This window comes from Streptomyces sp. NRRL F-5650, assembly GCF_000721365.1.
Lineage (GTDB): Bacteria > Actinomycetota > Actinomycetes > Streptomycetales > Streptomycetaceae > Streptomyces > Streptomyces ardesiacus.
Map to the genome: position 1 here is coordinate 32651 of NZ_JOGV01000048.1, position 23515 is coordinate 56165.

Below are 23515 nucleotides of genomic sequence, written 5' to 3' on the forward strand. Positions count from 1 at the left end.
GCGGCGCGCGCGGATCACAGGGCCTCCAAGGCGTCTCGAAGCCGTCGCAGCAGGGCCGTGTCGGGGTCGTCCCACACCACCGCCCGCGGTGCCGGACCGGGCGGCAGGGGCTGGGCGGCGGGCGGCGCAGCGCGCACGAGCCCGTCGGCGGCCAGGCGGCGCAGTTCCACGAGGGTGTGGTAGGTGCGGCAGGCCAGCGCCGAGGCGATCTGCGCGGCGGTGCGGACGCCGTCGACCTGGGTCAGGGTGCGGCCGCGCCGCACGGGCAGGGCGGCGGAGCCGGTGCCCGGCACCCGGGTCAGCGGGAGGGTGTCGATGGCGGGGTCGGGCCAGATGCGGTCCAGCAGGGCGCGGCGGCGGCCGGACTCGCGCACGACGACGTCCACCGGTACGGAGCGGACCGCGCCGAGCCAGTGCGCCGCGCCGGGCCGGAAGCGCTGCGCGCGACCGTCGTGGGCCAGGACGAAGTACGCGGCGTCGAACAGGGCGCCCAGGTGACAGACCTCCAGCGCGCCGGCGGCGAGCCTGCCGCTGTCGACGAGCCGGTGGCCGACCCGGTGCTGGGTGCCGCCCCGGTCGACCGCCTCCCACCAGCCGTCCGGCGGTACGGCCCCGCTGCGGGTGAGCAGCGCGCCGAGGTCGGGGGCGAAGGCCGACTCCACGTGCACGACACGGCCCGCCTTGAGGTAGACGATGCCCCGCTCGCCCGACAGGGCGCCGGTGGCTCCTTCGGCCGCGAGGGCGCCGAGGGCGTCCGCGACGGTCTCGTACGCGGTCCAGGTGGTCGTCACCCGGGTCATCCGAGCACCAGCCGGTCGGCCAGCTCGGCCAGCCTGATGCGGGCCAGGGCGAGGTTCCCGTCACCGCGGTCGAGCCACAGGTGCAGGAAGACGGTGCTGTCGAAGGGGGTGCTGACGAACCTGAGCAGGTGGTAGGCGTCGCCGGTGGTGGCGATCAGGTCCTCCACCGGCGGTTCCTTCCCGGGCTCGGCGCCGCCCCCCGTGCCGGCCGCGGCCAGGGAGCCGCTCTCGGTGACGTGCCGGCCCAGTTCCGCCGTCTCCGCGGCGGTCGCCTCCCAGTCGCCGCCCGGGGCCTCGCCGACGGCGCCGAGGGCGAGCCCGCTGATCCAGTCGACCAGCGAGGCGCCGCGCGCGCCGGGCAGCCTCATGGCTTCCAGCAGACTCTCGTCGATTCCGGGCACGCCGGATCCCCTCCCCTGCACGGCTGTACCGCGAACGTGACGACGACACTACGGAAAGTGCACGCGTCCGGTGAGAGCTTTGGCATTTTCCAGAGGAACGTGCCCGCGGTGCGGCATACTGCGCTGTTTCGGCCGCGGCGCCGTACAAGTGGCCGAGCGTGCCCGCGCCGGGACGGGCAACCCGTCGGGCATGGCCCGACTGCACTTCTCCCGTCACGGGAAGCACCCGAAGCACGCACCGCCGGACGAGTCCGCGCACCCGCCGGCCCCCGAGCGGCCGGACGGGCACTTCGGCCCGGACGCCGCCACCGAGGAGGCCGCCCCGGACTCCCCCGCCGAACTGCCGAAGCGTTCCTGGTCGGCGCTGCTGCGGCGCGTGGTCGCCGAGTTCAAGGACGACGAGCTGACCGACCGCGCCGCGGCCCTGACCTACTACGGGGTCCTGGCGCTGTTCCCGGCCCTGCTGGTGCTGGTGTCGCTGCTGGGCATCGCCGGGGCGTCCGCCACCCAGGAGGTGCTGGACAACATCCAGAAGCTCGCGCCGGGTTCCGCGCGGGACGTGCTCACGAACGCGGTGGAGCAGCTACGGGCCAAGGCGGGCCTGGGCTCCGCGCTGGCGGTCGTCGGTCTGCTGGGTGCCGTCTGGTCGGCGTCCGGCTACGTCGCCGCGTTCATCCGGGCCGCCAACGCCGTCTACGACGTGCCCGAAGGACGTCCGGTGTGGAAGGTGCTGCCGCTGCGGGTGGCCCTGACCGTGGTGCTGCTCGTGCTCGCGGTGGTCAGCGCGCTCATCGTGGTCTTCACCGGGAGCCTGGCACGGCAGGCGGGCACCGCGCTGGGCGTCGGCGACACGGCCCTGACGGTGTGGTCGATCGCCAAGTGGCCGGTGCTGGTCCTGCTGGTCACCTTCATGATCGCGATCCTGTACTGGGCCGCGCCGAACGCCCGGGTCAAGGGCTTCCGGTGGGTCTCCCCGGGCAGCCTGGTCGCGCTGCTGATCTGGCTGCTCGCCTCCGGCGGGTTCGCCGTCTACGTGGCCAACTTCGGCTCGTACAACAAGACCTACGGCACCCTGGCCGGCGTGATCGTCTTCCTCGTCTGGCTGTGGGTCACCAACCTGGCGGTGCTGCTCGGCCTGGAGTTCGACGCGGAGCTGGCCCGGCAGCGGGTCGTCGACGGCGGCTTCCCGCCCGGGGAGGAGCCGTACGTGGAGCCGCGCGACACCCGGGCCTGGAACGAGGCGGACCGGCGGCGCGCGGCCGGGGACGAGGGCGAGGGCAGGACCAGGGGCGGAGGCGGAGGCGAGGGGGCGGACTGAGGACCGAGGACTGCGGGAGAGGACTGCGGGAGGCGAGCTGGTGCACGCAGTCCTCGACGCCCTCGGCGCGGGTGGGACCCGCGATCACGCGGTTCACCGTGACCCCGCCGCCCGCCGCCTCCTTGGCGAAGCCACGGCCGACCCCGAGCAGAACCGTCTTGGCGACGCCGTAGTGGATCATCTCGGCCGGAATCACGACGTCCGAGTCGCTCACGATGTACCGCCCCCGTCCCCCAGCCGCGGTCCCTCATCCGGGGGAGATGGGCTCGCGTCGGCCTGACGCCCGCGAGGACGTCGATCCCGAAGCAGCGGCGCCACTCGTCGTCGATCTCCGGCGCGGGCGCGGCGCCGAAGACGCCGAGGTTGTGGACGAGGATGTCCACCTCGGGCAGCTCCCGCAGGGCCGGCTCGGCACCCTCTGCGGTCCCGGAGCCGGCCGCGACCGGCACGAACGCACCGTCCGGCACCGCGGCCCGCAGCTTCGCGAGGCCCTCCTCCAGGCGGCCGGCCTCGCGCCCGTTGACGCCCACGACGGCGCCGGCCCGGTGCCCCCTGCGAGGAGCCCGACACCAGTGCGGTGCGTCCGCCGAGGCCGAAGTCCCTCAGGTGGCCGCTCGTCGTGCCGTACGGTCGGTCGGGTTGCTCCTGCCCGCCCCCGCCCACGGCCCGCCCGTGGCCCGGTCGGCCGCACGGTGCGCCGCGCCGCGGCACGCCCGGCCGGCGGACCCCCGGTGCTCTCGGCTGACCTGCGGCGACAATACTTGCCTACGTCCGTGCCCCTGCTGCCCGATGGACCCATGCCGACCTCTCCCACTGCCCGCCCCACACATCCGCCCACGCTGTGGGCCGCTCGCGGCCGTCATGTCGGCTCCGCGGCCGAGGACACCGTCCGGCACACGCTGGAACGGCTCAAGGACGACCACGTCGTCGACGACTTCCTCGAGCCCCCCGAGGAGCCGGGGGCCGAGCCCGGGACCGCCGGGGCGCCCGGCCCGCGGATCTTCGAGGCGCGCTGGCGGACCCCCGGCGACGTGACCGTGCGGGCCAGACTGATCCTGGAACCGGCCTCGGCGGGCGGGCAGGAGTGGACGCTGCTGGCGGAGGCCGAGGAGGCCTGGGACCTGGCCTGGCCCTCGCCGGCCACCGTGTTCTGGCCGGACGACCCGGACGTCACGTGGGACCGGGACGCGGCCACGGGGCTGCGGCTGCGGGGCATCAACACCCTCCCGGACGACGACAAGGCCGTACGCAGGCTGCTCAAGGAGGCGGGGCGCAGCCCGTGGAACATCCACGTGGTGGTGCACGAGGCGATGACTCCGGACCACCGCGGCAGGGTGCCGCTGGTGCGGTGGCTGCCGCCCGGACTGCGGCACCGGGTGGTCGAGCACCGTGCCGCGCCGCAGCAGTTGCGCGTGGTGAGCTGGGCCCTGGAGGACTTCGGCGTGCAGGTGCCGCGCGGCGGCGCGGTGGTGCTGCCGGGCACGCCCGCTCCGGAGGACTACGCGGCCGGTGATTTCTCGGTCCGCTCGGTCTTCCTGGACGGCTCCGAGCCGACCGCGCTGATCGCGGCCGTGACGTCGTTCGCGGGGCTGGCCAGGCCGCTGCCCGACGACGCGGTGGCGGCCCTCGGCTCGCTGCGGGAGGACTGGCGGCTGCTGACGTTGCGGGAGGAGCTGGAGCGCGAGCGCAAGCTGGTGGCGATGTACGCCGAGGCGCTCGAGGCCATGACCCAGTCCCGCGACCTGTACCGGGAGGCGGCGGAACGGGCGGCCGAGGCCCTCGCCGTGTACCGCGAGTCCGCGGGCACCGCCCCGGCCGCGCCGCCGCAGGCCGAACCACCGGCGTCCCCGCTGCGCGGGCTGGCCCGCACACTCGACCGCTTCCGCGGCACCGCCCGCACCTCACGCCCCGGCTCCGACGGCCGCCCCGGCTCCCAGCCGCCCCCGGCGGAGGACTGACGGGCGGGAGAGAGCGACGGCCGGACACAGGTGCCGCCCGGCCGCCAGGGCCGCCACGGCGTCGGGGGGATCCGGGATCTCCGGCGGCCGGGGTCCGCACCGGCGTGTGCGCGCCCACCGGCAGCCCGGCTGCCGCGCGGCCCGTCGGCCGTGGGCCGTGGGCCGTGGGCCGCTCCCCCGGGTCCGGTGCCCTGGCCCGCCGACGGGCGGGGCTCGCTGAGGGCACCCTCACGTGTCATCCGGCGTGTGGTGGATACGCGGACGGCACAGGAGCCCGGCCCGTCCCGGAAGGTCAGCGACGCCATGGACAGCCAGCACGAGAGCGCCCCCGCTTCCCGCCCACCGGAGTCCTCCCGTTCGGAGACCACGCTCCGCGTCAACGGCAAACCGCACACACTCACCGTCGACCACCGCCGCGTCCTGCTGGACCTCCTGCGGGAGGATCTCGGTCTCGCGGGCGCCAAGAAGGGCTGCGACCACGGGCAGTGCGGCGCCTGCACGGTCCTGGTCGACGGGCGGCGCGTCAACAGCTGCCTGCTGTTCGCCGTCGCCCTGGACGGCTGCGAGGTCACCACCGTCGAGGGTCTCGCCGGGGACGGCGAGGAACTGCACCCGGTGCAGCGGGCCTTCCTGGACCGCGACGCCTTCCAGTGCGGGTACTGCACCCCGGGCCAGATCTGCTCCGCGGTCGGCGCGCTCGCCGAGGCCGCGGCCGGGCACCCGTCCCACGTCACCGACCCGGCGGTCCCCTCCGGGGAGCCGGTCGCGCTGGACCGGGAGGAGATCCGGGAACGGCTGAGCGGCAACCTGTGCCGGTGCGGTGCCTACCCGCGCATCGCCGACGCCGTCGAGGACGTGATCCCGTGAAGTCCTTCGCCTACGTACGCGCGGGCAGCGTCGAGGAGGCCACCGACGCGTTCGCGGCCCACCCGGGCGCCCGCTACCTCGGCGGCGGCACCAACCTCGTCGACCTGATGAAGCTCGGCGTGGAGGCGCCCGCCGCGCTCGTCGACGTCTCCCGGCTGCCGCTGGACACCGTGGAGGAGCTGCCCGACGGCTCGCTGCGGGCCGGGGCCACGGTCCGCAACAGCGACCTCGCCGCCCACCCCGCCGTGCGCGACCGCTACCCGGCGCTGTCCCAGGCGCTGCTGGCCGGTGCCTCCGGGCAGTTGCGCAACGCCGCCACCACCGGCGGCAACCTGCTGCAGCGCACCCGCTGCCCGTACTTCCAGGACGTGTCCAAGCCCTGCAACAAGCGAGAGCCCGGCACCGGCTGCGGCGCGCTGCGGGGCGTGCACCGCGACCATGCCGTACTGGGCCACTCCGACCAGTGCATCGCCACGCACCCCTCGGACATGGCGGTGTCGCTGGCCGCCCTCGACGCGCGCGTGGAGCTGCACGGCCCCGAGGGCACCCGGAGCGTTCCCGCCGCCGACTTCCACCGGCTGCCGGGTGTGCATCCCGAGCGGGACACGGAGATCCACCCGGGCGAGCTGATCACCGGTGTGGTCCTGCCCGCGGCCACCGCCGGACTGCCCTCGGCCTACCGCAAGGCCCGCGACCGGGCGTCGTACGCCTTCGCGCTGGCCTCCGTCGCCGTGGTGCTGCACCTGGCGGACGGGGTGGTGGAGCGGGCCGGGATCGCCTTCGGGGCGCTGGCGCACCGGCCCTGGCGGGCCCGGCGGGCCGAGGACGCGTTGGTGGGCGCGGCGCCCACCACGGCGGCCTTCGAGCACGCGATCGATCTGGAACTGGCCGCGGCCGAACCGCTGCGGGACAACGCCTACAAGGTGCCGCTGGCCCGCCGGCTGGCCCTGGACGTACTGGGCCGGCTCGCCCCGCCGGCCACGACCTGACGGACCCGGCGTCCACGAGGAGGACTTCATGACCGCCACCGATGCCGTCCTGGGCGCCCCCGTCGAGCGCCGGGAGGGGCGGGAGAAGGTCACCGGCACCGCCCGGTACGCCGCCGAGTTCGACGCGCCGGGACGCGCGCAGGCCTGGCCCGTGCCGGCGACGGTCCCGCGCGGCCGGGTGACCGGCGTCGACACCGCGCCGGCGCTCGCCCTGCCCGGCGTGCTCGCGGTGCTCACGCACGAGAACGCACCCCGCCTCGGCGCGCCCGACGACCCGACCCTTGCGGTGCTCCAGGGCCCGCGCGTCCCGCACCGGGGCTGGTTCGTGGGCGTGGTGGTGGCCGAGACGCTGGAGGCGGCCCGCGCGGGTGCCGCCGCCGTCCGGATCACGTACGAGACCGAACCCCACGACGTGGTGCTCACCGCCGCGCATCCCGAGGCGTACGTCCCCGAGTCGGCCAACGGGGGGTTCCCGGCCGTCACCGGGTACGGCGACCCGGAGGGGGCGCTCGCCTCCTCGGCGACCCGGGTCGACGTCGAGTACACGGTGCCTCCGCTGCACAACCACCCGATGGAGCCGCACACGAGTACGGCGCACTGGGACGGCGACCGGCTGACCGTGCACTGCTCCAGTCAGGGCACCACCGCGGTGCAGAAGGAACTGGCCCGTCTGTTCGGGCTGCCCGAGGACCGGATCACGGTGCACGCCGAGCACGTCGGCGGCGGCTTCGGTTCGAAGGGCACGCCGCGTCCCGAGGTGGTGCTGGCCGCGATGGCGGCACGCGAGACGGGCCGCCGGGTGACCGTCGCGCTGCCGCGCCGCTACCTGCCCGCCGTGGTCGGACACCGGGCGCCGACCCTGCACCGGCTGCGCCTGGGCGCGGACTCCGACGGCCGGCTCACCGCCCTGGTGCACGAGGTGACGACGTACACCTCGCGGGTGAAGGAGTTCGTGGAGCAGGCCGCGGTCCCCGCCCGCGTCATGTACGGCACTCCGGCCCTGCGCACCTCCCACCGCGTGGCGGCGCTGGACGTGCCCACGCCCTCCTGGATGCGCGCCCCGGGCGAGTGTCCCGGCATGTACGCCCTCGAGTCCGCCATGGACGAACTGGCCGCCGGACTCGGTGTCGACCCGGTGGAGCTGAGGATCCGCAACGAACCGGAGACCGAGCCGGACAGCGGGAAGCCCTTCAGCAGCCGGCACGTGGTCGAGTGTCTGCGCGAGGGTGCCCGGCGGTTCGGGTGGGAGCGCCGCGATCCCCGCCCCCGTGCCCGCTGCGAGGGGTCCCTGCTGATCGGCAGCGGGGTGGCCTCGGCCACCTATCCGGTGCTGGTGTCCCCGTGCGTCGCCTCGGCACGGGCCCTGCCCGACGGCGGATTCCTGGTGCGGGTCAATGCCACCGACATCGGCACGGGCGCCCGTACGGTGCTCGCGCAGATCGCGGCCGACGCGCTGGGCGTCGCGCTGGACCGGGTGCGGATGGACGTGGCCGACAGCGGCATCGGGTTCGCCCCGATGGCCGGCGGTTCCTCCGGCACCGCGTCCTGGGGGTCGGCCGTGCACGAGGCGTGCACGCGGCTGGCCGGCCGGCTGGCGGAGCACTCGGGGCCGCTGCCCGACGAGGGGATCTCCGCCGAGGCCGACACCTCCGGGAAGGCGGACGCCGAAAGCCCGTACGCCCGGCACGCGTTCGGCGCCCACTTCGCCGAGGTGAGCGTGGACACCGTCTCCGGGGAGGTACGGGTGAGGCGGCTGCTGGGCGTCTTCGCCGCGGGACGCATCCTCAACGCCCGTACGGCCCGCTCGCAGTTCATCGGGGGCATGGCGATGGGCCTGGGCATGGCGCTGACCGAGGACAGCACGATGGACCCGGTCTTCGGCGACTTCGTCGAGCGCGACCTGGCGTCCTACCACGTCCCCGCGCACGCGGACGTCGGGGAGGTGGAGGCGCACTGGGTCGACGAGACGGACGACCACCTCAACCCCATGGGCAGCAAGGGGATCGGGGAGATCGGCATCGTGGGCTCGGCGGCGGCCGTGGGCAACGCCGTCCACCACGCCACCGGCATCCGCTTCCGCGAACTGCCGCTCACCCCGGACCGGGTGCTCACCGCCCTGGTCGAACACGGGCATCCCGCGGGCATGCTGGGGGTCTGAGCGGGAGCGCGGGCCGCCCCGGGACTCTCCCGGGGCGGCCCGCGTTCGTCTGCTCGTTCGTCTGCTCGTACGCGTACGCGCGCCGTCGGCGCTCAGTCCACGGCGGCCCGGCGCGCCACGGCCACGCGGCGGGGCGGCCTGCGCCGCGCGGAGGCCGGTACGGCCACGCGCACGCACAGTGCCGTCAGCGCGACGAGCGAGGCGGCCACGGCCACCGCGACCGCGACCCAGGTGGGGGCCAGCGTGAGGTCCGTGACCGGGGACACCCGCGCGGAGGGGGTGGCACTGCCGTAGAGCTTGGCCGCGGCCAGCGCCGCCGGTGCCACGACCGCGGCGGCGAGCAGCGCCACGGCCGGACGGACGGTCAGCAGCAGGGCCAGCACCAGGCAGAGGGCCGACAGGCCGAGGGCCACTCCGTAGGCCGGCGCGGAGGCGTCGCCGCGGTGCAGCGGGAAGTAGGCGACGCCGCACCCGGCCAGGGCCGCGACGGCGAGCCAGGCCGGCCAGGCCGGCCCCCGCACGGCACGTCGCGCCGCACGGGCCTCGGCGCGCTCACGTGCGGCACGGGCCTTGTCCCGGTCGCGAGTCGAACGGGCCTCGTCGCGCTCGTGTGCCGCGCGGGCCTCGTCCCGATCGCGTACGGCCCGCGCCTCGTCCCGGTCCCGTGCGGCCCGCGCCCCGTCCCGGTCGCGCGCCGCGGGGGTCTCCTCGCGGTCGCGTCCCCGGCGGAACCGGAGCTGCGGCCTGCGGCGTTCGCGGCGGTCTGCTCCGGCGAACGCGCCGTCGCGTGCCACGGGCCGCCGGGTGTCCGGCTGCCGGGCGTCGTCCTCTCCGGCGGCTTCCCGGGCCGCCCGCAGGTGGCGGGCATCGGGCTGTTCCGGGCGTACGTGTCCGTCCTCGGCGAGCCGGCCGATCAGTTCGACCAGTTCCTCGACGGGCCGGCCGGTGGCGGCGGCCCGCACCGCCTCCTGCCCGCAGTGCGCTTCCAGCGGCGTGCGGTGCAGCAGCGCCATCAGCCGGGTCACGTCCTCCACGGAGCGGCACTCCGCGGCGGCGCGGATCGCCTCGTCCGCGCTGTCCGACGGGCGCGGCGGCCGGGTCAGCAGGCCGGCCAGCCGGGTGACGTCCTCGACGGACCGGTGCACACCGACCGCGCGGAGCGCGTCGACGGTGGCCTGCGCGTACTGCGGCGACCGCTCCAGCGTCGTGATCAGGTCGACGACCTCCTCCAGCGGCCGGTCGGCCACGGCGGCGCGCACCAGGTCGCCGACGGGATCACCGTGTGTCCGCGGTGCTGCCTCGTGGACGTCGGCGACGGTGTCCGGGCCGGGCGCGGGCAGATCGGGGTCGGGATCGAGTTCCGGCAGGTCGTCGTCGAATCCGGCGTCCCACAGGCCGCCGTCCGGCTCGGGCGACGGGCCTTCGGCGTCCCGGACGCCGGGGCCGGTGCCGCTGCCGGGCGGTCCCGCCGTACCGGTCGTGGTGGTCGTCTCCCCGGTGGGTATGTCCAGGGCGGATATGGCGTACTCGGGCGAGCGGGATGAGGAAGAGCCGGTGGTCATGATCTCTCCGTGTGGTGGGGGTGCGGCCGCCCTGCGTCCCCGACGTGCGACTCGCGCTGTGTGCTGCCATTACTAGGCACGGCCACCGCGCCGTGCCACTCCGGTGGGCCACAGGGATGAGAGACCCCCGCGTGCGGACTTGCGGCCGACGCGAGCGGGCATCCGGGGAGAAAGGCGCGCTCCGCGCGCCGGAGGAGGGGCGGTGTGGACACGACCACGGTGATCGTCGTGGCGGTGCTGCTCGCGGCGGTCGTGCTCGCGGCGGCGATCGCCGTGCTGGTGCGCCTGGTCCGCACCCGACGGGACCTCAGGCGGGCCGGTCTTCCCACGGGTCCGCGCTGGGTCTTCTGGGGCGCCGTCCTCTACTTGGTGCTCCCGGCGGACCTGATCCCCGATCCCGTCTATCTGGACGACATCGGCGTCCTGCTGCTCGCGCTGCGTTCCGTGCGCGGCCGGACCGGCTTCCGTGAGGACGCGGGGGAACGGCGGCGGTCCACCAGACCGCCCGGTGATTACGCAGCGTGAGGAAACCATTCACCCGTTCGATTCGTATAAGTCTCTGGAAGCCGAAGGAAGTCGGCGGACCGGGCGAGGGCGCACCGCGGCCCGTCGCCTGATCGGCACAGCACCGACCAGGGAGAGACGATGCAACCGTTCGCGCTCGACTACGCACGGCCCGCAGTGGAGTTGGAAGCCACCACTCCGTACGTCTACGACTCCGGGCTGCAGTTGAACGTGCTCCTCGACGGACGGGTCGCCGCATGCGACCACGCGTTGCTGAGAGAGCTGGGCACCACGACCTCCACCGCGGGGTCGAAGACCCACTTCGACGACTGAACACGGGCCGCCGAGAATGACCGTGCTGATCCTGACCAGTGAAGAGGACGTCACCGCGGACATGGTGGTGGTGCACCTGAACGCGTCGGGAGTGCCGGTGGTCCGCCTGGACCCCGCCGACCTCACCGACTCCGTCGCGCTGTCCGGCGAGTTCGTGCACGGCTCCTTCCGGGGCCATCTGTCCTCGGGGGGACGCCTGGTGAGCATCGGCGGGCTGCGGTCGATCTGGGTGCGCAGGCCGGGTGGCGCGGCCACCCGGGCCGCCGAGCCGTCGGCGTGGCTGACCGAGGAGGCCGGCCAGGCGCTGTACGGCATGCTCCGCGGCTCGGGAGCGCGCTGGATGAACCAGCCCGACGCCGCACACCGGGCCCGCTACAAGCCCTGGCAACTGCGTCTCGCCCAGCAGTGCGGGCTGCCGGTGCCCGCGACGCTGATCACGACGTTCCCCCGGGCGGCCCGCGAGTTCGCCGAGCGCTTCCCGGACCTGGTGGTCAAGCCGGTGTCGGGCGCCCATCCGCAGGACCCGCCCCTGGCGGTGCCGACCAGCAGGGTCCCTCCCGAGGCCGACTTCTCCGCCGTCGCCCACGGTCCGACGCTGCTGCAACGCCGGGTCGCCAAGCGTGCCGACATCCGGCTGACGGCCGTCGGCGACGTGCTGCTGGCGGCGCGCAAGACGACGCTCGCGCACCTGGATCCCGACGACGTGGACGTGCGCTTCACCGCGTCGGGCGAGCCGTGGCGGCCGGCCGAGGTGCCCCCGCGCATCGCCGAAAGCGTCCGCACCTATCTGCGGGAGGCACGACTCGCCTACGGAGCCCTGGACTTCGCCGAGGACGGCGACGGCACCTGGTGGTTCCTCGAGTGCAACCAGTCGGGACAGTTCGGCTTCGTGGAGGTGGACACGGGCCAGCCGATCGCCCGGACCATCGCCGAGTGGCTGGCCCGGCCCGGCGCCGCGGATCCCGCGGACGGGGGCGGCGGGGACACGGCGTCGGCCCGGTGAGACCGGGAGTGTCCGCCGCCCCGGTGCCGTGCCCGCCTGCCTCTCGGTGGCGGCCGCCGGCTCCCGGCGCCGCCGTCAGCGCGGGCCGGGCAGCAGGGCGGTGCGCTGCCAGCCGGCGCCGGGGGACGGCCGGCGTTCCGCACCGGGCAGGTGCCCGGGGGCGCGCAACGGACGCATGACCACCTCCAGTTCCCTGTTCACACGCTCGGCGTCCCGCCGCACCTGCTCGGGGACGTCACCGCGTTCGGCGACGAGTCGGTCGTAGATGGGGGAATCCTGGAACACCCGTCAACGTGCCTTTCGTGTCGTCCGCCCCCGTACGGAGGCGCGACTGAGCAGTCTAGGCGTCCGTTCACGCGGGGGTGCGCATTCCGCCGGGATGTGAACGGTCCCCCGCGCGGCCCCGGCCGAGACACCGGGTCGTCCCCCCGGGGGACACGAGCCCTCAACGACCGGACCGGACCGGCCAAGTCCGGTCCGGTCCGGTCCGCGGTGCGGGCCACGCGGGGCCGCGGTGTCACACGGCCAGCGACAGGCCGCTCTCCCCGTCCGGCGCCGGCGAACCGGCCTCCTGCGCGCGCCCCTTGGCGAGCAGCAGCGCGTCCGCCTTCGCCACCGCGTCGTGGACGGCGGTCGTCGCCATCATCACGCACAGTGTGTAACTGACGTCCGCCAGCTCCCGCGCCGTCTCGGGCCTCTCCCTCTCCGCCTGAGCGATCCGCAGCGACGCGTACCGCGTCAGCAGCTTCCTGACGACCTTCGGGTCCGGTTCGAGCACGAAGCGCCCCTCTCTCGGTTTTCGCTGCGTATGCCCGAACCCCGCCGGAACAGTCACATCACGCCCGTCCGCCTTCGCAATTGACCAGATTCTGTCCTTCCCTGTCCGAACGCCATCGCGAATGGACGACGAGTTGGTTGAAAGCGGGCGGATCGGCCGTCGCCGGCGGGGTCAGGCGACCTGGCCGCTGTGGAGTGCGGTGTAGGCCCCGCCCCCGGCCAGGAGTTCCTCGTGGCTGCCCGTCTCCAGGATTCGGCCCTCGCCCATCACCACAATCCGGTCGGCGCCCCGCACGGTGGAGAGCCGGTGGGCGACGACGAACGTGGTGCGGCCGCGCAGCAGCCGGGTCAGCGCCTGCTGGACCAGCGCCTCGGAGCGGGTGTCCAGCGCGGAGGTGGCCTCGTCCAGGATCAGCACCCGGGGGTCGCGGATCAGCGCGCGGGCGATGGCCAGGCGCTGGCGCTGGCCGCCGGACAGCCTGGCCCCGTGCTCCCCGACCAGGGTGTCCAGGCCGTGCGGCAGCCGGTCGACGAACTCCAGGGCGTTGGCGTCGCGCAGGGCGCTGCGCACCGTCTCCTCGTCGGCGTCGTCCATGCCGTAGGCGACGTTCTCCCGGATCGTGCCGTCGAACAGGATGGACTCCTGCGGCACCACCGAGACGAACCGCCGGTAGGTGCGCAGGTCGAGGGTGTTCATGTCGGTGCCGTCGAGCAGCAGCCGGCCCGAGGTCGGCCGCAGGAAGCCGATCACCAGGTTGAGCACGGTGGACTTGCCGGCGCCGGACGCGCCGACCAGGGCGATGGTCTCACCGGGTTCGACGGAGAGGGTGAAGTCGCTCACGGCGGGCCGCCCGTCGCTCTCGTAGAGGTGCCCGACACCCTCGAAGGTGACGGCTCCGCGCAGCGAGGTCACCTCCGTCTTGCCCTCGTTGTCCTCCAGTTCGGGGGCCTGGAGCACCTCGCCGACCGAACGGACGGACTCCAGGCCCTTGGTGATGACCGGGGCCAGGCCCGCCAGCGTCGTCGTGGAGTTGGTGAGGGTGGTGAGGAAGGCGCTGAGCATGACGACGTCACCGGCGGTGACGCCCCACACGTCGTAGTAGGAGATGAGTGCGGCTCCCGCGAGCACCAGCACCCCGACCACGTTGAGGACCACCCAGGACAGCGAGCCGAAGCGGCCGTTGACCAGGTCCAGGCGCATGCCGGAGGTGAGCAGCCGGTCCAGGGTGCCGTCCATGCGGCGCAGCGCCTTGCCCTCCAGGCCGTGGGCGCGGGTGACCGGGATGAGGCGGGTCATCTCGGTCACCCGGGAGGACAGGGTCTCGACCTCGTGGCGGAAGTGCTCGTTGTGGCTGCGCAGCCGGGCGCGGAGCCGGGCCACCAGGAGGGAGGCGGCGGGGACGACGACGAGGAAGACGGGCAGGAACTCGGGCGTGCGCACGGCGATGATGACGAGGCCGCCGGTGAGCACGGTGAACGCGCCGAGGCCGGTCTCGGCGGTCTGCTGCACCATCTGTTCCACCGTCTCCACGTCCCGGACGACCTTGGCCTGCAGGACGCCCGCGCTGACCCGCGAGTGGTAGCCGATGGACAGTTGCTGCATGCGCGTGCACAGCGCGGAGCGCAGAGCGGTGCCCATGCGGCGCACGCTGCCGTACAGGAGGCGGACGTACAGCAGGTGCAGCGGGTAGTTGACCACCAGGATGAACATGATGATCCCGGTGCTGGTCCACAGGTCCTCGATCGGCCCGTGCTGCACGACGGTGTCGATGATGGCGGCGGTGACCAGGGGCAGCAGCCAGATGGGGCTGTGCTTGACGGTGAAGACGACGACCGCGGCAGCGAGCCGGCGGCGGTCGGCGCGGAACAGGTAGACGAGGGTGCGTATCGGGTGCTCGCCCCGGTAACGGTGGTCGAGCGGTTTCTCCAACGGCGACGCCATCGGCGTGGTCCTCCTGATGACCGAGTGGGACGGTGGGGAAAGCGCTTGCTCCCCGCGTCTTCCTACCCCGTCGGTCAGGAGTACGCCACACCGTTCCGCACCGTGGAAGGGGACCCGCGCCTTCTCCCCCGTGGAGGGCGCGGGCCCCGGTCTCCCGGCCGTGCGGGGCTCAGTCCCCGAGGGTGCGGGCGAGTTCGGTGGTGGCGCGCATGATCTCGGTGTCGTCCTCGGCCAGGAGTTGTTCCAGTCCGTCCCGCCGGGCGCGGACGGCCTGCCGGGCCGCACGCTCCCAGGCCACCGGGTTCTCACGGTGGTTGAGCAGTTTGGGGTAGGCGGTGGCGGTGGTCTCCCACTGCCGGGCGTCGGCGATGTTCTTGAGCAGGTGGATGATCTGCGCCCGGCAGCTCACCTGGGGCCGCTGCGCCAGTTCCCACAGGAAGGGGACGGTCGCGGCCGTCGCCTGTTCCACGACGAAGCCGTACTGGCAGATGCGCCTGCGCAGGTCGCCGAGGGCGGCGCGGGCGGTTTCGGCGTCTCCCCGGGCGACCTTGCGCAGCAGCCGGGGAATGGCCGCGGCCGAGCCGGTGGAGTCCTGGATGTCGCTCCAGGGCACCCCGTCCAGGCCCGCCAGCAGGGCGGGGGTGCGGGGCGAGCCGGGCGGCTGCTGGTGACGGTCGGTGCGCTGGATGCTCGGCTCGGGTGTCGGAGCGCTGCGCATGGTGTGGGGCCCTTCCGCGGCAGTCGGGTCAGATCGGGGTGCGGGTCGACAACGCGGCCCAGACCGTCTTGCCCGCCGGGGGGCGCGGGGCCCAGCCCCACTCCTCCGCGAGGGCGTCGACGATGCTCAGGCCGCGTCCGTGCTCCCGGAGCGCGCAGCCGTCGGACGGCTGGAACACGGGCGCGCTGTCCCCGGGGTCGGAGACGGTCAGCGTCAGCCTGGCCCGGCCCAGGGCGAGCCCGAGCCTGACCTCCGGCGCACCGGCCGCGGCGGACGGCACCGCGTGCGTCGCGGCGTTGGAGACGAGTTCGGTGACCACGAGGACCGCGTCGTCACCGCAGTGGTCGAGCGACCACCCGCGCAGCGTGTCCCGGGTGAAGACCCGGGCCCGGGCGAATCCCTCCCCGCTGCACGCGACACGCAGCACGGCGGGGGCCGGCCCACCGCCGAGGACCGGACGACCCGCGTACGGAGCGGGCAGCGGCAGTTCGGTCCGGCGGGCGGTCTCCCGCACCGGGTACGGGATGCCTCCCGAAGAGTTCGTCGCGCCTGCCTCCGACACGGGTTCGCCGGGCGACCGGAGCGTTGGATGCGCAGGTGATGGCACAGCATCTCCCTGATGCGACGTCAAGGCGGGGCCTCAACCGGGGGGTTGACGCCACGGCTATTATCCACGCTGAGAGCGCTCGCGTGCAATTGCACGAGAAATTGCGCGAAAAAAGTCGGCTGGGGGCGCTCGGGGACCGGCAGGGACCGGTCCGCTCCCCCGAACAGCGAGGAGACCGCGGTGCCATCAGTGCGCAACGGAGTGCAGGCCAGCTTGTTGGACGCCTGCTGGAAGAAGAGTCGGCACAGCAACGCCGAGGGCAACTGCGTCGAGGTCGCCCTCGTCGACGGGGGCATCGCGATGCGCAACTCCCGTTATCCGGACGGTCCCGCGCTCGTCTACACCCCGGCGGAGGTGGCCGCCTTCCTCGCCGGGGCGAAGGAGGGCGAGTTCGACCACCTGCTGTAGGGCGGCGCTGCGCGACGACCACGGGGGACGCGACGGCGCGGCGACGGGTCCACCCGGCCCGCGACGACGTGAAACGGAGCCCAACTACCCTATTCCTACGGGCGGATGCACGGTACGCCGGTCGGATGAGATAGTCTTTCCTTCACGTCTGCCGGTCTGCTGGGAGTCAGGATGTCCGCCGCGTCGCATCGCATCTCCCGTCTCGAGCCCTATCTCGACCGGGCCGAGCCCGCTCCGACCCTGCTGAATATGCTCGTCGGCGTGCAGTTGGCGGGCTTCCGCGAGGACGCCGGCCTCTCCCAGGACCAGGCCGCCCGTGACGTGGGGTTCAGCGGCGCGAAGCTCTCCCGCATCGAGTCGGGAAAGGGCCGCAAGCCCCCTGCGGAGAACGACGTCCGCGCCCTCCTCGACCGGTACGGCACCGACGCCTACGAGGCCTCGGTCCTGCTCAAGCTGTTGCGGCGGGCGGGCGAACCGGGTTGGTGGCAGCGCTACGACAAGCGCCTGATGCCCGAGTGGTTCGACCGACTGGTCGGTCTCCAGGAGGCCGCGTCGACCATCCGCACCTTCGAGATCCAGTACGTCCCCGGGCTGCTCCAGACCGAGGACTACGCGGAGGCCGTGGTCCGGCGCGGCCTGCCGAACGCCGCTCCGGGCGAGGTCCGGCGCCGCGTCGAACTGCGCAGGCGTCGAACGGAGTTGCTGGGCCGAGCCGACCCGCCGCAGTTGTGGGCGATCATCGACGAGTCCGTGCTGCTGCGAGTGCTGGGCAGCCGCGAGATCATGCGGGAGCAGTTGGAGCACCTCGTCGTGATGGCGAAGAAGCCCCATGTGACGCTGCAGATCGTACCGTTGGACGTGACGAACGCGTCGGCGCCCGCGATTCCCGTCACCTACCTTCGTTTCGGCGGCGCCGACCTGCCCGACGTGGTCTACCTGGAGCACATCAGGAGCGCCAACTTCCTCGAGGACCAGGACGAGACCGAGGAGTACCGGGTCGCGCTGGACCGGCTGGCCGACGAGGCGCTGACTCCGCGCGAGTCACTGAACCGCCTGCGCGAGACGATGGCGACGCGCTACGCCGCCGACGTCTAGCAGCGAGCCGTCGCAGTCGAGGAGGGGGCCGCACGCGTCGCGTGCGGCCCCCTCCTCGACTGTCCGCCGTCGTCCGTGCGGTGCCCGGACTGGCTCCTCAGCGCAGGCGGCCCAGGCCGCCGAACTCGATCCACTCGTCGGTGAGCTGACGCGGCGCCACCTCCGTGTCGGGGCGCCAGGTGGAGACCTCCACGAGGCCCGGCTCCAGGATCTCCATGCCCTCGAACAGGTCCTCGACGTCCTTCGGCTCACGCACCCGGCCCCAGTGGCCCTGGGTCGCCTGGTCCATGAAGTCGGTGACGAACTTGCGCACCTCGGGGTCGTCGCTGACCAACTGGCACATCACGGCGAAGCTGCCGGGCGCGAGCCGCTCGGTCACCCGGCGCACGACCGCCTTGGGTCCGTCCGTGTCGCTGTCCGGGATGCAGTGGAACACCGAGTTGAAGAGCACGGCGACCGGCTGAGAGAAGTCGATCAGGCGCTGGGTGTCCGGGTGGGAGAAGATCTCCTCCGTCGCACGCATGTCGGCGTGTATGACGGCCGTCTGGTCGTTCTGGTCGAGCAGTGCCCGGCCGTGGACCAGCACCATCGGGTCGTTGTCGACGTAGACGACACGGGACTCGGGGGCCACGCGCTGGGCGATCTGGTGCACGTTGTCCTGGGTGGGCAGGCCGGAGCCGTGGTCCAGGAACTGGCGGACGCCGTAGTCCTCGGCGAGGACGCGGACGACCCGCTGGAGGAAGCGCCGGTTGTTCAGCGCCAGCCGGCGCGTACTGGGGACGACCTTGTCCAGCTCGCCGACGGCCTGCCGGTCGGCCGCGTAGTTGTCCTTGCCGCCCAGGTAGAAGTCGTACATACGTGCCGCGGTTGGCACGTTGGCGTCGATCTCCGTGGACAACTGCTTGTCGGCTTGCATCGTTCCCCCAGCTCCGTACGGGGCCAACTGGACTGGCATGACTGACAGTACATCGTAGGGACCCGGTGGTCAGCCAATCCAGAGGGCGGCGGAAGTGGCCGCCAACCCTGTTGCGCTGCGGCGGAGTTGGCGGCCACCGTCCCGTCTCAGCCGCGTCCGGCGAGGTACGCGTCCACTCCGGCCGGCTGGTGGGCGTCCTCCACTCCGACCAGGCCGCCGAGTGCCTTGGCGTCGGGCCTGAGCACATAGGTGGACCGGCTGGCCGGCGCGGTCACGTAGGTGAAGTCCTGCGGGGTGCCGAGTCCGGTGTCGGCGTCCTTCCGGGAACGGTGCGCCTTGACCACGTCCTGCCGTGCCAGGCTGCCGCCCTCGCAGGCCTTCTTCAGGTCGGTGCCGATCAACTGGGCGGCGTTGTACCCGGAGAGCACGCCGGAGTCGACGGGCTCACCGGGGTACGCCTTCTGGTAGGAGGCGGCCATCTTCTTGACGCCCGGCAGGTCGGAGCCGACCGCGGGGGCGGCGCTGACCACGTGGACCATGGCCTCCAGGGCCGCCGCCGCGGGCGTCTTGAGCAACTGGGGTGCGTAGCCGGGGGCGCTGGTGACGATCGGCACCTTCAGGCCACGGGCTGCGGCCACGCCGGCCAGGGAGGCGGTCTGGGCGGGGCCCGCGCTGATGAGGATCGCCTTGGCCCCGGCCTTGCTCAGCGCGGACACCTGCGCCGTCAGGTCGGTGTCCGTGGCCTTGATCTTCTGTCCGGCGATCTTCATCCCCGCCTGCTCGGCGGCCCACTCGGAGCCCTCCAGCGCGTTGGCGCCGTAGTCGCCCTCGAAGTAGACGTGGCCGATGGTGTCGCCCTTGGTGAGCTTCTTGGTGCGGGTGAGGAAGTCGACGGCGGCGATCATGTCGATGTCGTAGGTGGTGCCGAGGACCTGGACGGAGTCCCGGCCGAGCAGGGAGGCCGCCCAGGCCTGCGGGAAGGTCAGCATGTGGTCCCGCTCGATGTCGTCGAGCAGGGCGGAGACCACCGGCGAGCCGATGACCTGGGGCAGGGCGACGACGTCCGGTGCGATGTCGGCGTAGGCGGTGACGGCCTTCTGCACGTCGTAGCCGTGGTCCTTGACGACGATCTCGACCTGGCGTCCGCAGATGCCGCCCGCGGCGTTGGTCTCGTCGGCCCACATCTGCTGGGCCTGCACGATGCTCTTGCCGAGCGTGGCGTAGGGGCCGGTGAGGTCGGTCAGCGCGCCGAGCCGGATGGTCTTCTCGCCGACTCCGGGACCGGTCCTGACGCCGTCGGCGGCGTCACCGGTGCTCCCGCCGTCCGCCTTGGAGCTGCAGGCGGTGCCCGCGAGCAGCACGGCGGCCAGGGCCGCGGCCAGGGCGGCGGTGCGGGCGGCGCGGGGTCTGGGGTGCGTGACGTTCACGGGGTGTGCTCCTTGGCTCGTGCGGTGGTGTCGGGGGTGCCGTTGGTGCCGGTGGTGCCGGGTGCGGCGGCGGGCGCCGGTCCGGTGCCGGGTTGTCCGGGGGCGGGCGGCCGGCGGCGCAGGCGGGCCCGCGTGCGGCGGGCCAGTCCGTGCAGGCCGTCGGGGGCGTAGAGGAGGACGAGCACGATCGCCGCGCCGTAGAGGTAGCGGGACGCCTCGGTCGGGCCGATCGAGCCGTCGCCGGAGCCCGGTGCCGCCACCAGGGGCAGTTGGTCGGCGTAGCGGGTCATCAGCAGGGGCAGCGCGGTGACGAAGACGGCCCCCGCGGTGGCGCCGGCCACCGAGCCGAGGCCGCCGACGACGATCATCGCGAGGTAGTCGACGGAGAGCGCGAGGGAGAAGTAGTCGGGGACCACGCGCCGGAAGGAGAGCGCGAGCAGGACGCCGGCGAGGCCCGCGTACATCGACGAGACGACGAACGCGGCCGAGCGGTACCGGGCCACGTGCACGCCCATCACGGATGCCGCCGTCTCGCTGTCCCGCAGCGCCGCCAGGGCCCGTCCGGGCCGTCCGCGCAGCAGTCCGCGTGCCGTGAACCAGGTGACGGCGAACAGGGTAAGGCCCAGGTACCAGAGGCGTTCCTCGGCGCCGAACGGCACGCCCAGGACGGTGAGTCCGGGACCGGACCCGTCGAAGGCGAAGCCGCCCAGCTCCAGCGGCGGCACCGAGCGGCCGTTGAAGCCGCCGGTGACGGAGTCCGCGGTGAGCAGGACGTGGTGGCCGAGGAAGACCAGGGCGAGGGTGGCCACGCCCAGGTAGATGCCCTTCACACGCCCGGCGACGGGACTGAACAGCCCGCCGGCCGCACCGGCCAGGAGGACGGCGAGGACGAGGGCCGCGGCGGGCGGCAGCCCGGGGCCCGGCTCGCCCGCCAGCCAGACGTAGCCGTAGGCGCCGACGGCCAGGAAGAAGGCGTGCCCGAGGGAGAGCTGCCCGGCGGTGCCGCTGAGCAGGCCGAGCCCGACGGCGCCGATGGCGGCGGCCAGGGAGAACAGGCCGATGCGCAGCCAGAAGGCGTCGAGGTAGAAGGGCAGGGCACACAGGAGCAGGGCGGTCAGCAGGAGCGGGCCGCGCCGCAGGAGGAGGGAGCGCAGGTCAGACACGGGCCGCTCCCTTCGCCGCGAAGAGTCCGGCGGGGCGCACCAGCAGGACGAGCACCATCACGGCGTACGGCGCGACGTCGCCGAAGCCCTCGCCGAGGACGTGCAGGTCCGTCTGGTAGCCGGCGACGAAGGCCTCGGTGAGACCGATCAGCAGGCTGCCGACCAGGGCGCCGACCGGGGAGGCCATGCCGCCGAGGATGGCGGCCGGGAATGCCTTCAGGGCGAGTTGCCCCGTGGTGCGTTCGAGGCCGGGCGCCGGGAAGGCGACCAGGAAGACGGCGGCGAGTGCGGCGAGGCCGCCGGCCAGGCACCAGGCGGCGGTGCGGACGCGGGTGAGCCGTACGCCCATGAGGGCGGCGGCCTCGCGGTCCTCGGCGGACGCCCGCAGTGCCAGGCCCCAGGGTGTGAACCGGAAGAGGGCGAAGGCGCCCCCGATGGCCGCGGCGGACACGAGGATCGCGGCGACGCGGCTGTCGGCCACGGTCACCGGTCCGAGGTCGGTGACGGCGGAGCCCCAGGGGTCGCCGAGCGGCAGCAGGTCGCCGCCGATGCGCCGGGCGAGGTCGGTGACCAGGACGATGTCGACGCCGATGGTGACGATGGTCTGGACGTGCGCGGCGTGCGGGTCGCTCCCGCCGACGCGCTGCAGCACGAGCCGGTCCAGCAGCCCGGCCGCCGCGGCCGTCACCAGGACCGCGAGGGCGAGCGCCCCGGCGAAGCCGAGGTCGTCGTGGAGGACGGCGACGAGGTAGCCGCCGAGCAGCAGCAGGGAGCCGTGGGTGAAGCTCAGGACGCCGGACGCCTTGAAGACGGTGACGAAGCCGAGGGCGATCAGGGCGTACACGGAGCCGAGGGCGAGGCCGTTGAACAGACTGTCGAGGAAGCCGGTCATGCCGCGTCCTCCCCCGTGGCGGTCCCGAGGTAGGCGCGCAGCACCTCGGGGTCGCGCCGGACCTCGTCGGGGGTGCCGTGGGCGACGGCCCGGCCGAAGTCGAGGACGGTGACCTCGTCGGCGAGCCGCATGACCAGGCCCATGTCGTGCTCCACCAGCACGACGGAGAGGCCGAGTTCGGCGCGGACCTCCCGGACGACCGCGGTCATGCGCAGGCGTTCGGCGGCGTTCATGCCGGCCACGGGTTCGTCGAGCAGCAGGACACGGGGCTCCAGACACAGGGCACGGGCGAGTTCGACGCGTTTGCGGTCGCCGTAGGAGAGCAGCGCTACGGGGGCGTCGAAGTGGGCGCCGAGACCGGTGAGTTCGGCGATCTCGCGAGCCCTGGCGAGGTGGGCGCGCTGTTCGCGCCGGGCGCCCGGCAGACGCAGGGCGGTGGCGGCGAAACCGGCGCGGGACAGGGCGTGCCGGCCGAGCATCAGGTTGTCGGCGACGGTTCCCTGGGTGGTGACGATGTTCTGGAAGGTGCGGGCGATGCCCAGGGCGGCGATCCGGTGCGGGGCGAGCCGGGTCAGTTCCGCGGCGCCGAGCCGCACGGAACCGGCGGTGGGGCGGTAGAGGCCGGACAGGACGTTGAAGCAGGTGGACTTGCCGGCGCCGTTGGGCCCGATGACGGCGTGCACGGTGCCGGGAGCGACGGTGAAGGAGACGTCGTCGAGGGCGAGGAGACCGGCGAAGCGCACGGTCACGCCGCGCACGTCGAGCGCGGGCGGTGCGGCGGGGGCACTCACGCGGCCCCCTTGCCGTCGGCGGCGCCGGTGGTCTCGCCCAGGTAGAGGCGGCGCACGGCGTCCGTGCGGGCGAGTTCGGCGGCGGCGCCGGACAGTCCGATCTCGCCGACCTCCAGGACGTACGCGTGCCCGGCGAGCGACAGCGCCATCCCGGCGTTCTGTTCCACGAGGAGGACGGCGGTGCCCTGGGCGTTGATCTCGCGCACGACCTCGGCGATGCGGTCGACCATCATCGGGGCGAGTCCGAGGGAGGGCTCGTCGAGGAGGAGCAGGCGGGGGGCGGCCATCAGGGCGCGGCCGATGGCGAGCATCTGCTGCTCGCCCCCGGACAGCAGACCGGCGGCCTGACGAGTGCGCTCGGCGAGTCTCGGGAAGAGGGTGAAGACCCGCTCCCGGGCCTCGCGGACCTGGTCCGGGGCCCGCCGGTTGAGGCCGAGTCCCCCGGCCCGCAGGTTCTCGTCGACGGTGAGTCCGGCGAACACCCGCCTGCCCTCGGGCACCTGGACGACCCCGGCCCGTACGGCGGCGACCGGGTCGCGGCCGTCGAGGACCGTCTCGCCGTAGCGGACGCGGCCGGCCGTGACGGCCCCGCGGTGCAGGCGCAGGGTGCCCGAGACGGCCCGCAGCAGCGTGGTCTTGCCGGCGCCGTTGGCACCGAGCAGGGCGACGACGGCACCGGGCGGGACGGTCAGGGACACGGAGCGGAGGGCGGACAGTGCGCGCCCGTACGTCACGTCGAGGCTTTCGACGTGCAGCGCGGGCGAGCCGTCCGATGGTGCTGCGGGCATCGCGGCTCCTTGGAACCGGGCCGGGAGGGCACGGTGACGGTGGTCGGGGGGAGCTCACGACAGCACGGGCGCGGGGGCCCGTACAGGGGGGTCGGGCG

General features: G+C 73.9%; 24 protein-coding genes and 1 pseudogene. 10 read left to right on the plus strand and 15 right to left on the minus strand.

Annotated elements, in window-relative coordinates; genetic code table 11:
- Window positions 1-14: 14 nt before the first annotated feature.
- Both IG88_RS0131590 and IG88_RS0131595 read right to left on the minus strand, forming a co-directional pair.
- The gene (locus IG88_RS0131590; RefSeq protein ID WP_031048709.1) at window positions 15-800 is read right to left on the minus strand and encodes a hypothetical protein; all 786 of its coding nucleotides are present in this window, start codon (window positions 798-800) and stop codon (window positions 15-17) included.
- Window positions 797-1201 carry a hypothetical protein gene (locus tag IG88_RS0131595; RefSeq protein ID WP_031048711.1) on the minus strand — a complete coding sequence of 135 codons (405 nt, stop codon included), beginning with the start codon at window positions 1199-1201 and terminating at the stop codon, window positions 797-799. Before IG88_RS0131595 ends, IG88_RS0131590 begins: the two co-directional genes overlap by 4 nt.
- Before the next feature lie 190 nt (window positions 1202-1391).
- Between IG88_RS0131595 and IG88_RS0131600 the strand changes: the two genes are divergently transcribed.
- Window positions 1392-2519: a YihY/virulence factor BrkB family protein gene (locus IG88_RS0131600; protein ID WP_051852138.1), complete on the plus strand. Its 1128-nt coding sequence runs from the start codon at window positions 1392-1394 to the stop codon at window positions 2517-2519.
- A gap of 25 nt (window positions 2520-2544) precedes the next feature.
- Here the strand turns inward: IG88_RS0131600 and IG88_RS39290 are convergent.
- Window positions 2545-3125, minus strand: a pseudogene (locus tag IG88_RS39290) (SDR family NAD(P)-dependent oxidoreductase); the annotation flags it as partial.
- 191 nt (window positions 3126-3316) lie between these two features.
- On the opposite strand from IG88_RS39290, the gene IG88_RS0131605 reads away from it, so the two are divergent.
- The 4 genes from IG88_RS0131605 to IG88_RS0131620 all read left to right on the plus strand — a co-directional run bounded on the left by IG88_RS0131605 (window position 3317) and on the right by IG88_RS0131620 (window position 8491).
- Window positions 3317-4477 (plus strand): hypothetical protein, encoded by a 1161-nt coding sequence (locus tag IG88_RS0131605; protein ID WP_107452362.1) that lies wholly within the window; start codon window positions 3317-3319, stop codon window positions 4475-4477.
- 303 nt (window positions 4478-4780) lie between these two features.
- Window positions 4781-5344: a (2Fe-2S)-binding protein gene (locus IG88_RS0131610; protein ID WP_030402969.1), complete on the plus strand. Its 564-nt coding sequence runs from the start codon at window positions 4781-4783 to the stop codon at window positions 5342-5344.
- Window positions 5341-6333: an FAD binding domain-containing protein gene (locus tag IG88_RS0131615; protein ID WP_031048717.1), complete on the plus strand. Its 993-nt coding sequence runs from the start codon at window positions 5341-5343 to the stop codon at window positions 6331-6333. Before IG88_RS0131610 ends, IG88_RS0131615 begins: the two co-directional genes overlap by 4 nt.
- Before the next feature lie 28 nt (window positions 6334-6361).
- Window positions 6362-8491 (plus strand): xanthine dehydrogenase family protein molybdopterin-binding subunit, encoded by a 2130-nt coding sequence (locus tag IG88_RS0131620; protein WP_037837131.1) that lies wholly within the window; start codon window positions 6362-6364, stop codon window positions 8489-8491.
- 92 nt (window positions 8492-8583) lie between these two features.
- On the opposite strand, the gene IG88_RS44605 is transcribed toward IG88_RS0131620, so the two are convergent.
- Window positions 8584-10053 carry a hypothetical protein gene (locus IG88_RS44605; protein ID WP_063760658.1) on the minus strand — a complete coding sequence of 490 codons (1470 nt, stop codon included), beginning with the start codon at window positions 10051-10053 and terminating at the stop codon, window positions 8584-8586.
- Window positions 10054-10257: 204 nt separating this feature from the next.
- Between IG88_RS44605 and IG88_RS0131630 the strand changes: the two genes are divergently transcribed.
- The 3 genes from IG88_RS0131630 (at window position 10258) to tgmB (ending at window position 11893) form a co-directional block, all read left to right on the plus strand.
- Window positions 10258-10578 (plus strand): YkvA family protein, encoded by a 321-nt coding sequence (locus IG88_RS0131630; protein WP_031048722.1) that lies wholly within the window; start codon window positions 10258-10260, stop codon window positions 10576-10578.
- A 120-nt stretch (window positions 10579-10698) separates the two neighbouring features.
- The gene (tgmA, locus tag IG88_RS0131635) at window positions 10699-10890 is read left to right on the plus strand and encodes a putative ATP-grasp-modified RiPP (RefSeq protein WP_031048724.1); all 192 of its coding nucleotides are present in this window, start codon (window positions 10699-10701) and stop codon (window positions 10888-10890) included.
- Between the two features lie 16 nt (window positions 10891-10906).
- Window positions 10907-11893: an ATP-grasp ribosomal peptide maturase gene (gene tgmB, locus IG88_RS0131640; protein ID WP_031048725.1), complete on the plus strand. Its 987-nt coding sequence runs from the start codon at window positions 10907-10909 to the stop codon at window positions 11891-11893.
- A 75-nt stretch (window positions 11894-11968) separates the two neighbouring features.
- On the opposite strand, the gene IG88_RS0131645 is transcribed toward tgmB, so the two are convergent.
- The 5 genes from IG88_RS0131645 to IG88_RS0131665 form a co-directional block, all read right to left on the minus strand.
- Window positions 11969-12178, minus strand: coding sequence for a hypothetical protein (locus IG88_RS0131645; RefSeq protein ID WP_031048727.1), 210 nt, complete (start codon window positions 12176-12178; stop codon window positions 11969-11971).
- A gap of 232 nt (window positions 12179-12410) precedes the next feature.
- Window positions 12411-12671 carry a DUF5133 domain-containing protein gene (locus tag IG88_RS0131650; protein WP_030402962.1) on the minus strand — a complete coding sequence of 87 codons (261 nt, stop codon included), beginning with the start codon at window positions 12669-12671 and terminating at the stop codon, window positions 12411-12413.
- A 171-nt stretch (window positions 12672-12842) separates the two neighbouring features.
- Complete coding sequence (locus IG88_RS0131655) at window positions 12843-14612, minus strand: ABC transporter ATP-binding protein (protein ID WP_031048730.1); 1770 nt, start codon at window positions 14610-14612, stop codon at window positions 12843-12845.
- Window positions 14613-14781: 169 nt separating this feature from the next.
- Window positions 14782-15330, minus strand: coding sequence for a hypothetical protein (locus tag IG88_RS0131660; RefSeq protein ID WP_031048732.1), 549 nt, complete (start codon window positions 15328-15330; stop codon window positions 14782-14784).
- A gap of 28 nt (window positions 15331-15358) precedes the next feature.
- Window positions 15359-15937 (minus strand): ATP-binding protein, encoded by a 579-nt coding sequence (locus tag IG88_RS0131665; RefSeq protein ID WP_031048734.1) that lies wholly within the window; start codon window positions 15935-15937, stop codon window positions 15359-15361.
- Between the two features lie 180 nt (window positions 15938-16117).
- Between IG88_RS0131665 and IG88_RS0131670 the strand changes: the two genes are divergently transcribed.
- Together IG88_RS0131670 and IG88_RS0131675 are read left to right on the plus strand one after the other, a co-directional pair.
- A complete protein-coding gene (locus IG88_RS0131670; RefSeq protein ID WP_031048737.1) occupies window positions 16118-16345 on the plus strand; it encodes a DUF397 domain-containing protein in 228 nt (75 codons plus the stop codon).
- Window positions 16346-16516: 171 nt separating this feature from the next.
- The gene (locus IG88_RS0131675) at window positions 16517-17440 is read left to right on the plus strand and encodes a helix-turn-helix domain-containing protein (protein WP_031048740.1); all 924 of its coding nucleotides are present in this window, start codon (window positions 16517-16519) and stop codon (window positions 17438-17440) included.
- A gap of 97 nt (window positions 17441-17537) precedes the next feature.
- Here the strand turns inward: IG88_RS0131675 and IG88_RS0131680 are convergent, their stop codons facing one another.
- The 6 genes from IG88_RS0131680 to IG88_RS0131705 form a co-directional block, all read right to left on the minus strand.
- Complete coding sequence (locus tag IG88_RS0131680) at window positions 17538-18356, minus strand: SAM-dependent methyltransferase (RefSeq protein ID WP_031048742.1); 819 nt, start codon at window positions 18354-18356, stop codon at window positions 17538-17540.
- Between the two features lie 146 nt (window positions 18357-18502).
- The gene (locus IG88_RS0131685; RefSeq protein WP_031048744.1) at window positions 18503-19783 is read right to left on the minus strand and encodes an ABC transporter substrate-binding protein; all 1281 of its coding nucleotides are present in this window, start codon (window positions 19781-19783) and stop codon (window positions 18503-18505) included.
- Entirely contained in the window at window positions 19780-20946 is a 1167-nt protein-coding gene (locus IG88_RS0131690; protein ID WP_031048747.1) for a branched-chain amino acid ABC transporter permease, read from the minus strand. The genes IG88_RS0131685 and IG88_RS0131690 overlap by 4 nt, the downstream gene beginning before the upstream one ends.
- On the minus strand, window positions 20939-21838 hold the full coding sequence (locus tag IG88_RS0131695; RefSeq protein ID WP_031048749.1) for a branched-chain amino acid ABC transporter permease: 900 nt from the start codon (window positions 21836-21838) through the stop codon (window positions 20939-20941). The genes IG88_RS0131690 and IG88_RS0131695 overlap by 8 nt, the downstream gene beginning before the upstream one ends.
- A complete protein-coding gene (locus tag IG88_RS0131700) occupies window positions 21835-22629 on the minus strand; it encodes an ABC transporter ATP-binding protein (RefSeq protein WP_031048750.1) in 795 nt (264 codons plus the stop codon). Before IG88_RS0131700 ends, IG88_RS0131695 begins: the two co-directional genes overlap by 4 nt.
- Entirely contained in the window at window positions 22626-23417 is a 792-nt protein-coding gene (locus tag IG88_RS0131705) for an ABC transporter ATP-binding protein (protein WP_031048754.1), read from the minus strand. The genes IG88_RS0131700 and IG88_RS0131705 overlap by 4 nt, the downstream gene beginning before the upstream one ends.
- Window positions 23418-23515: the final 98 nt, after the last annotated feature.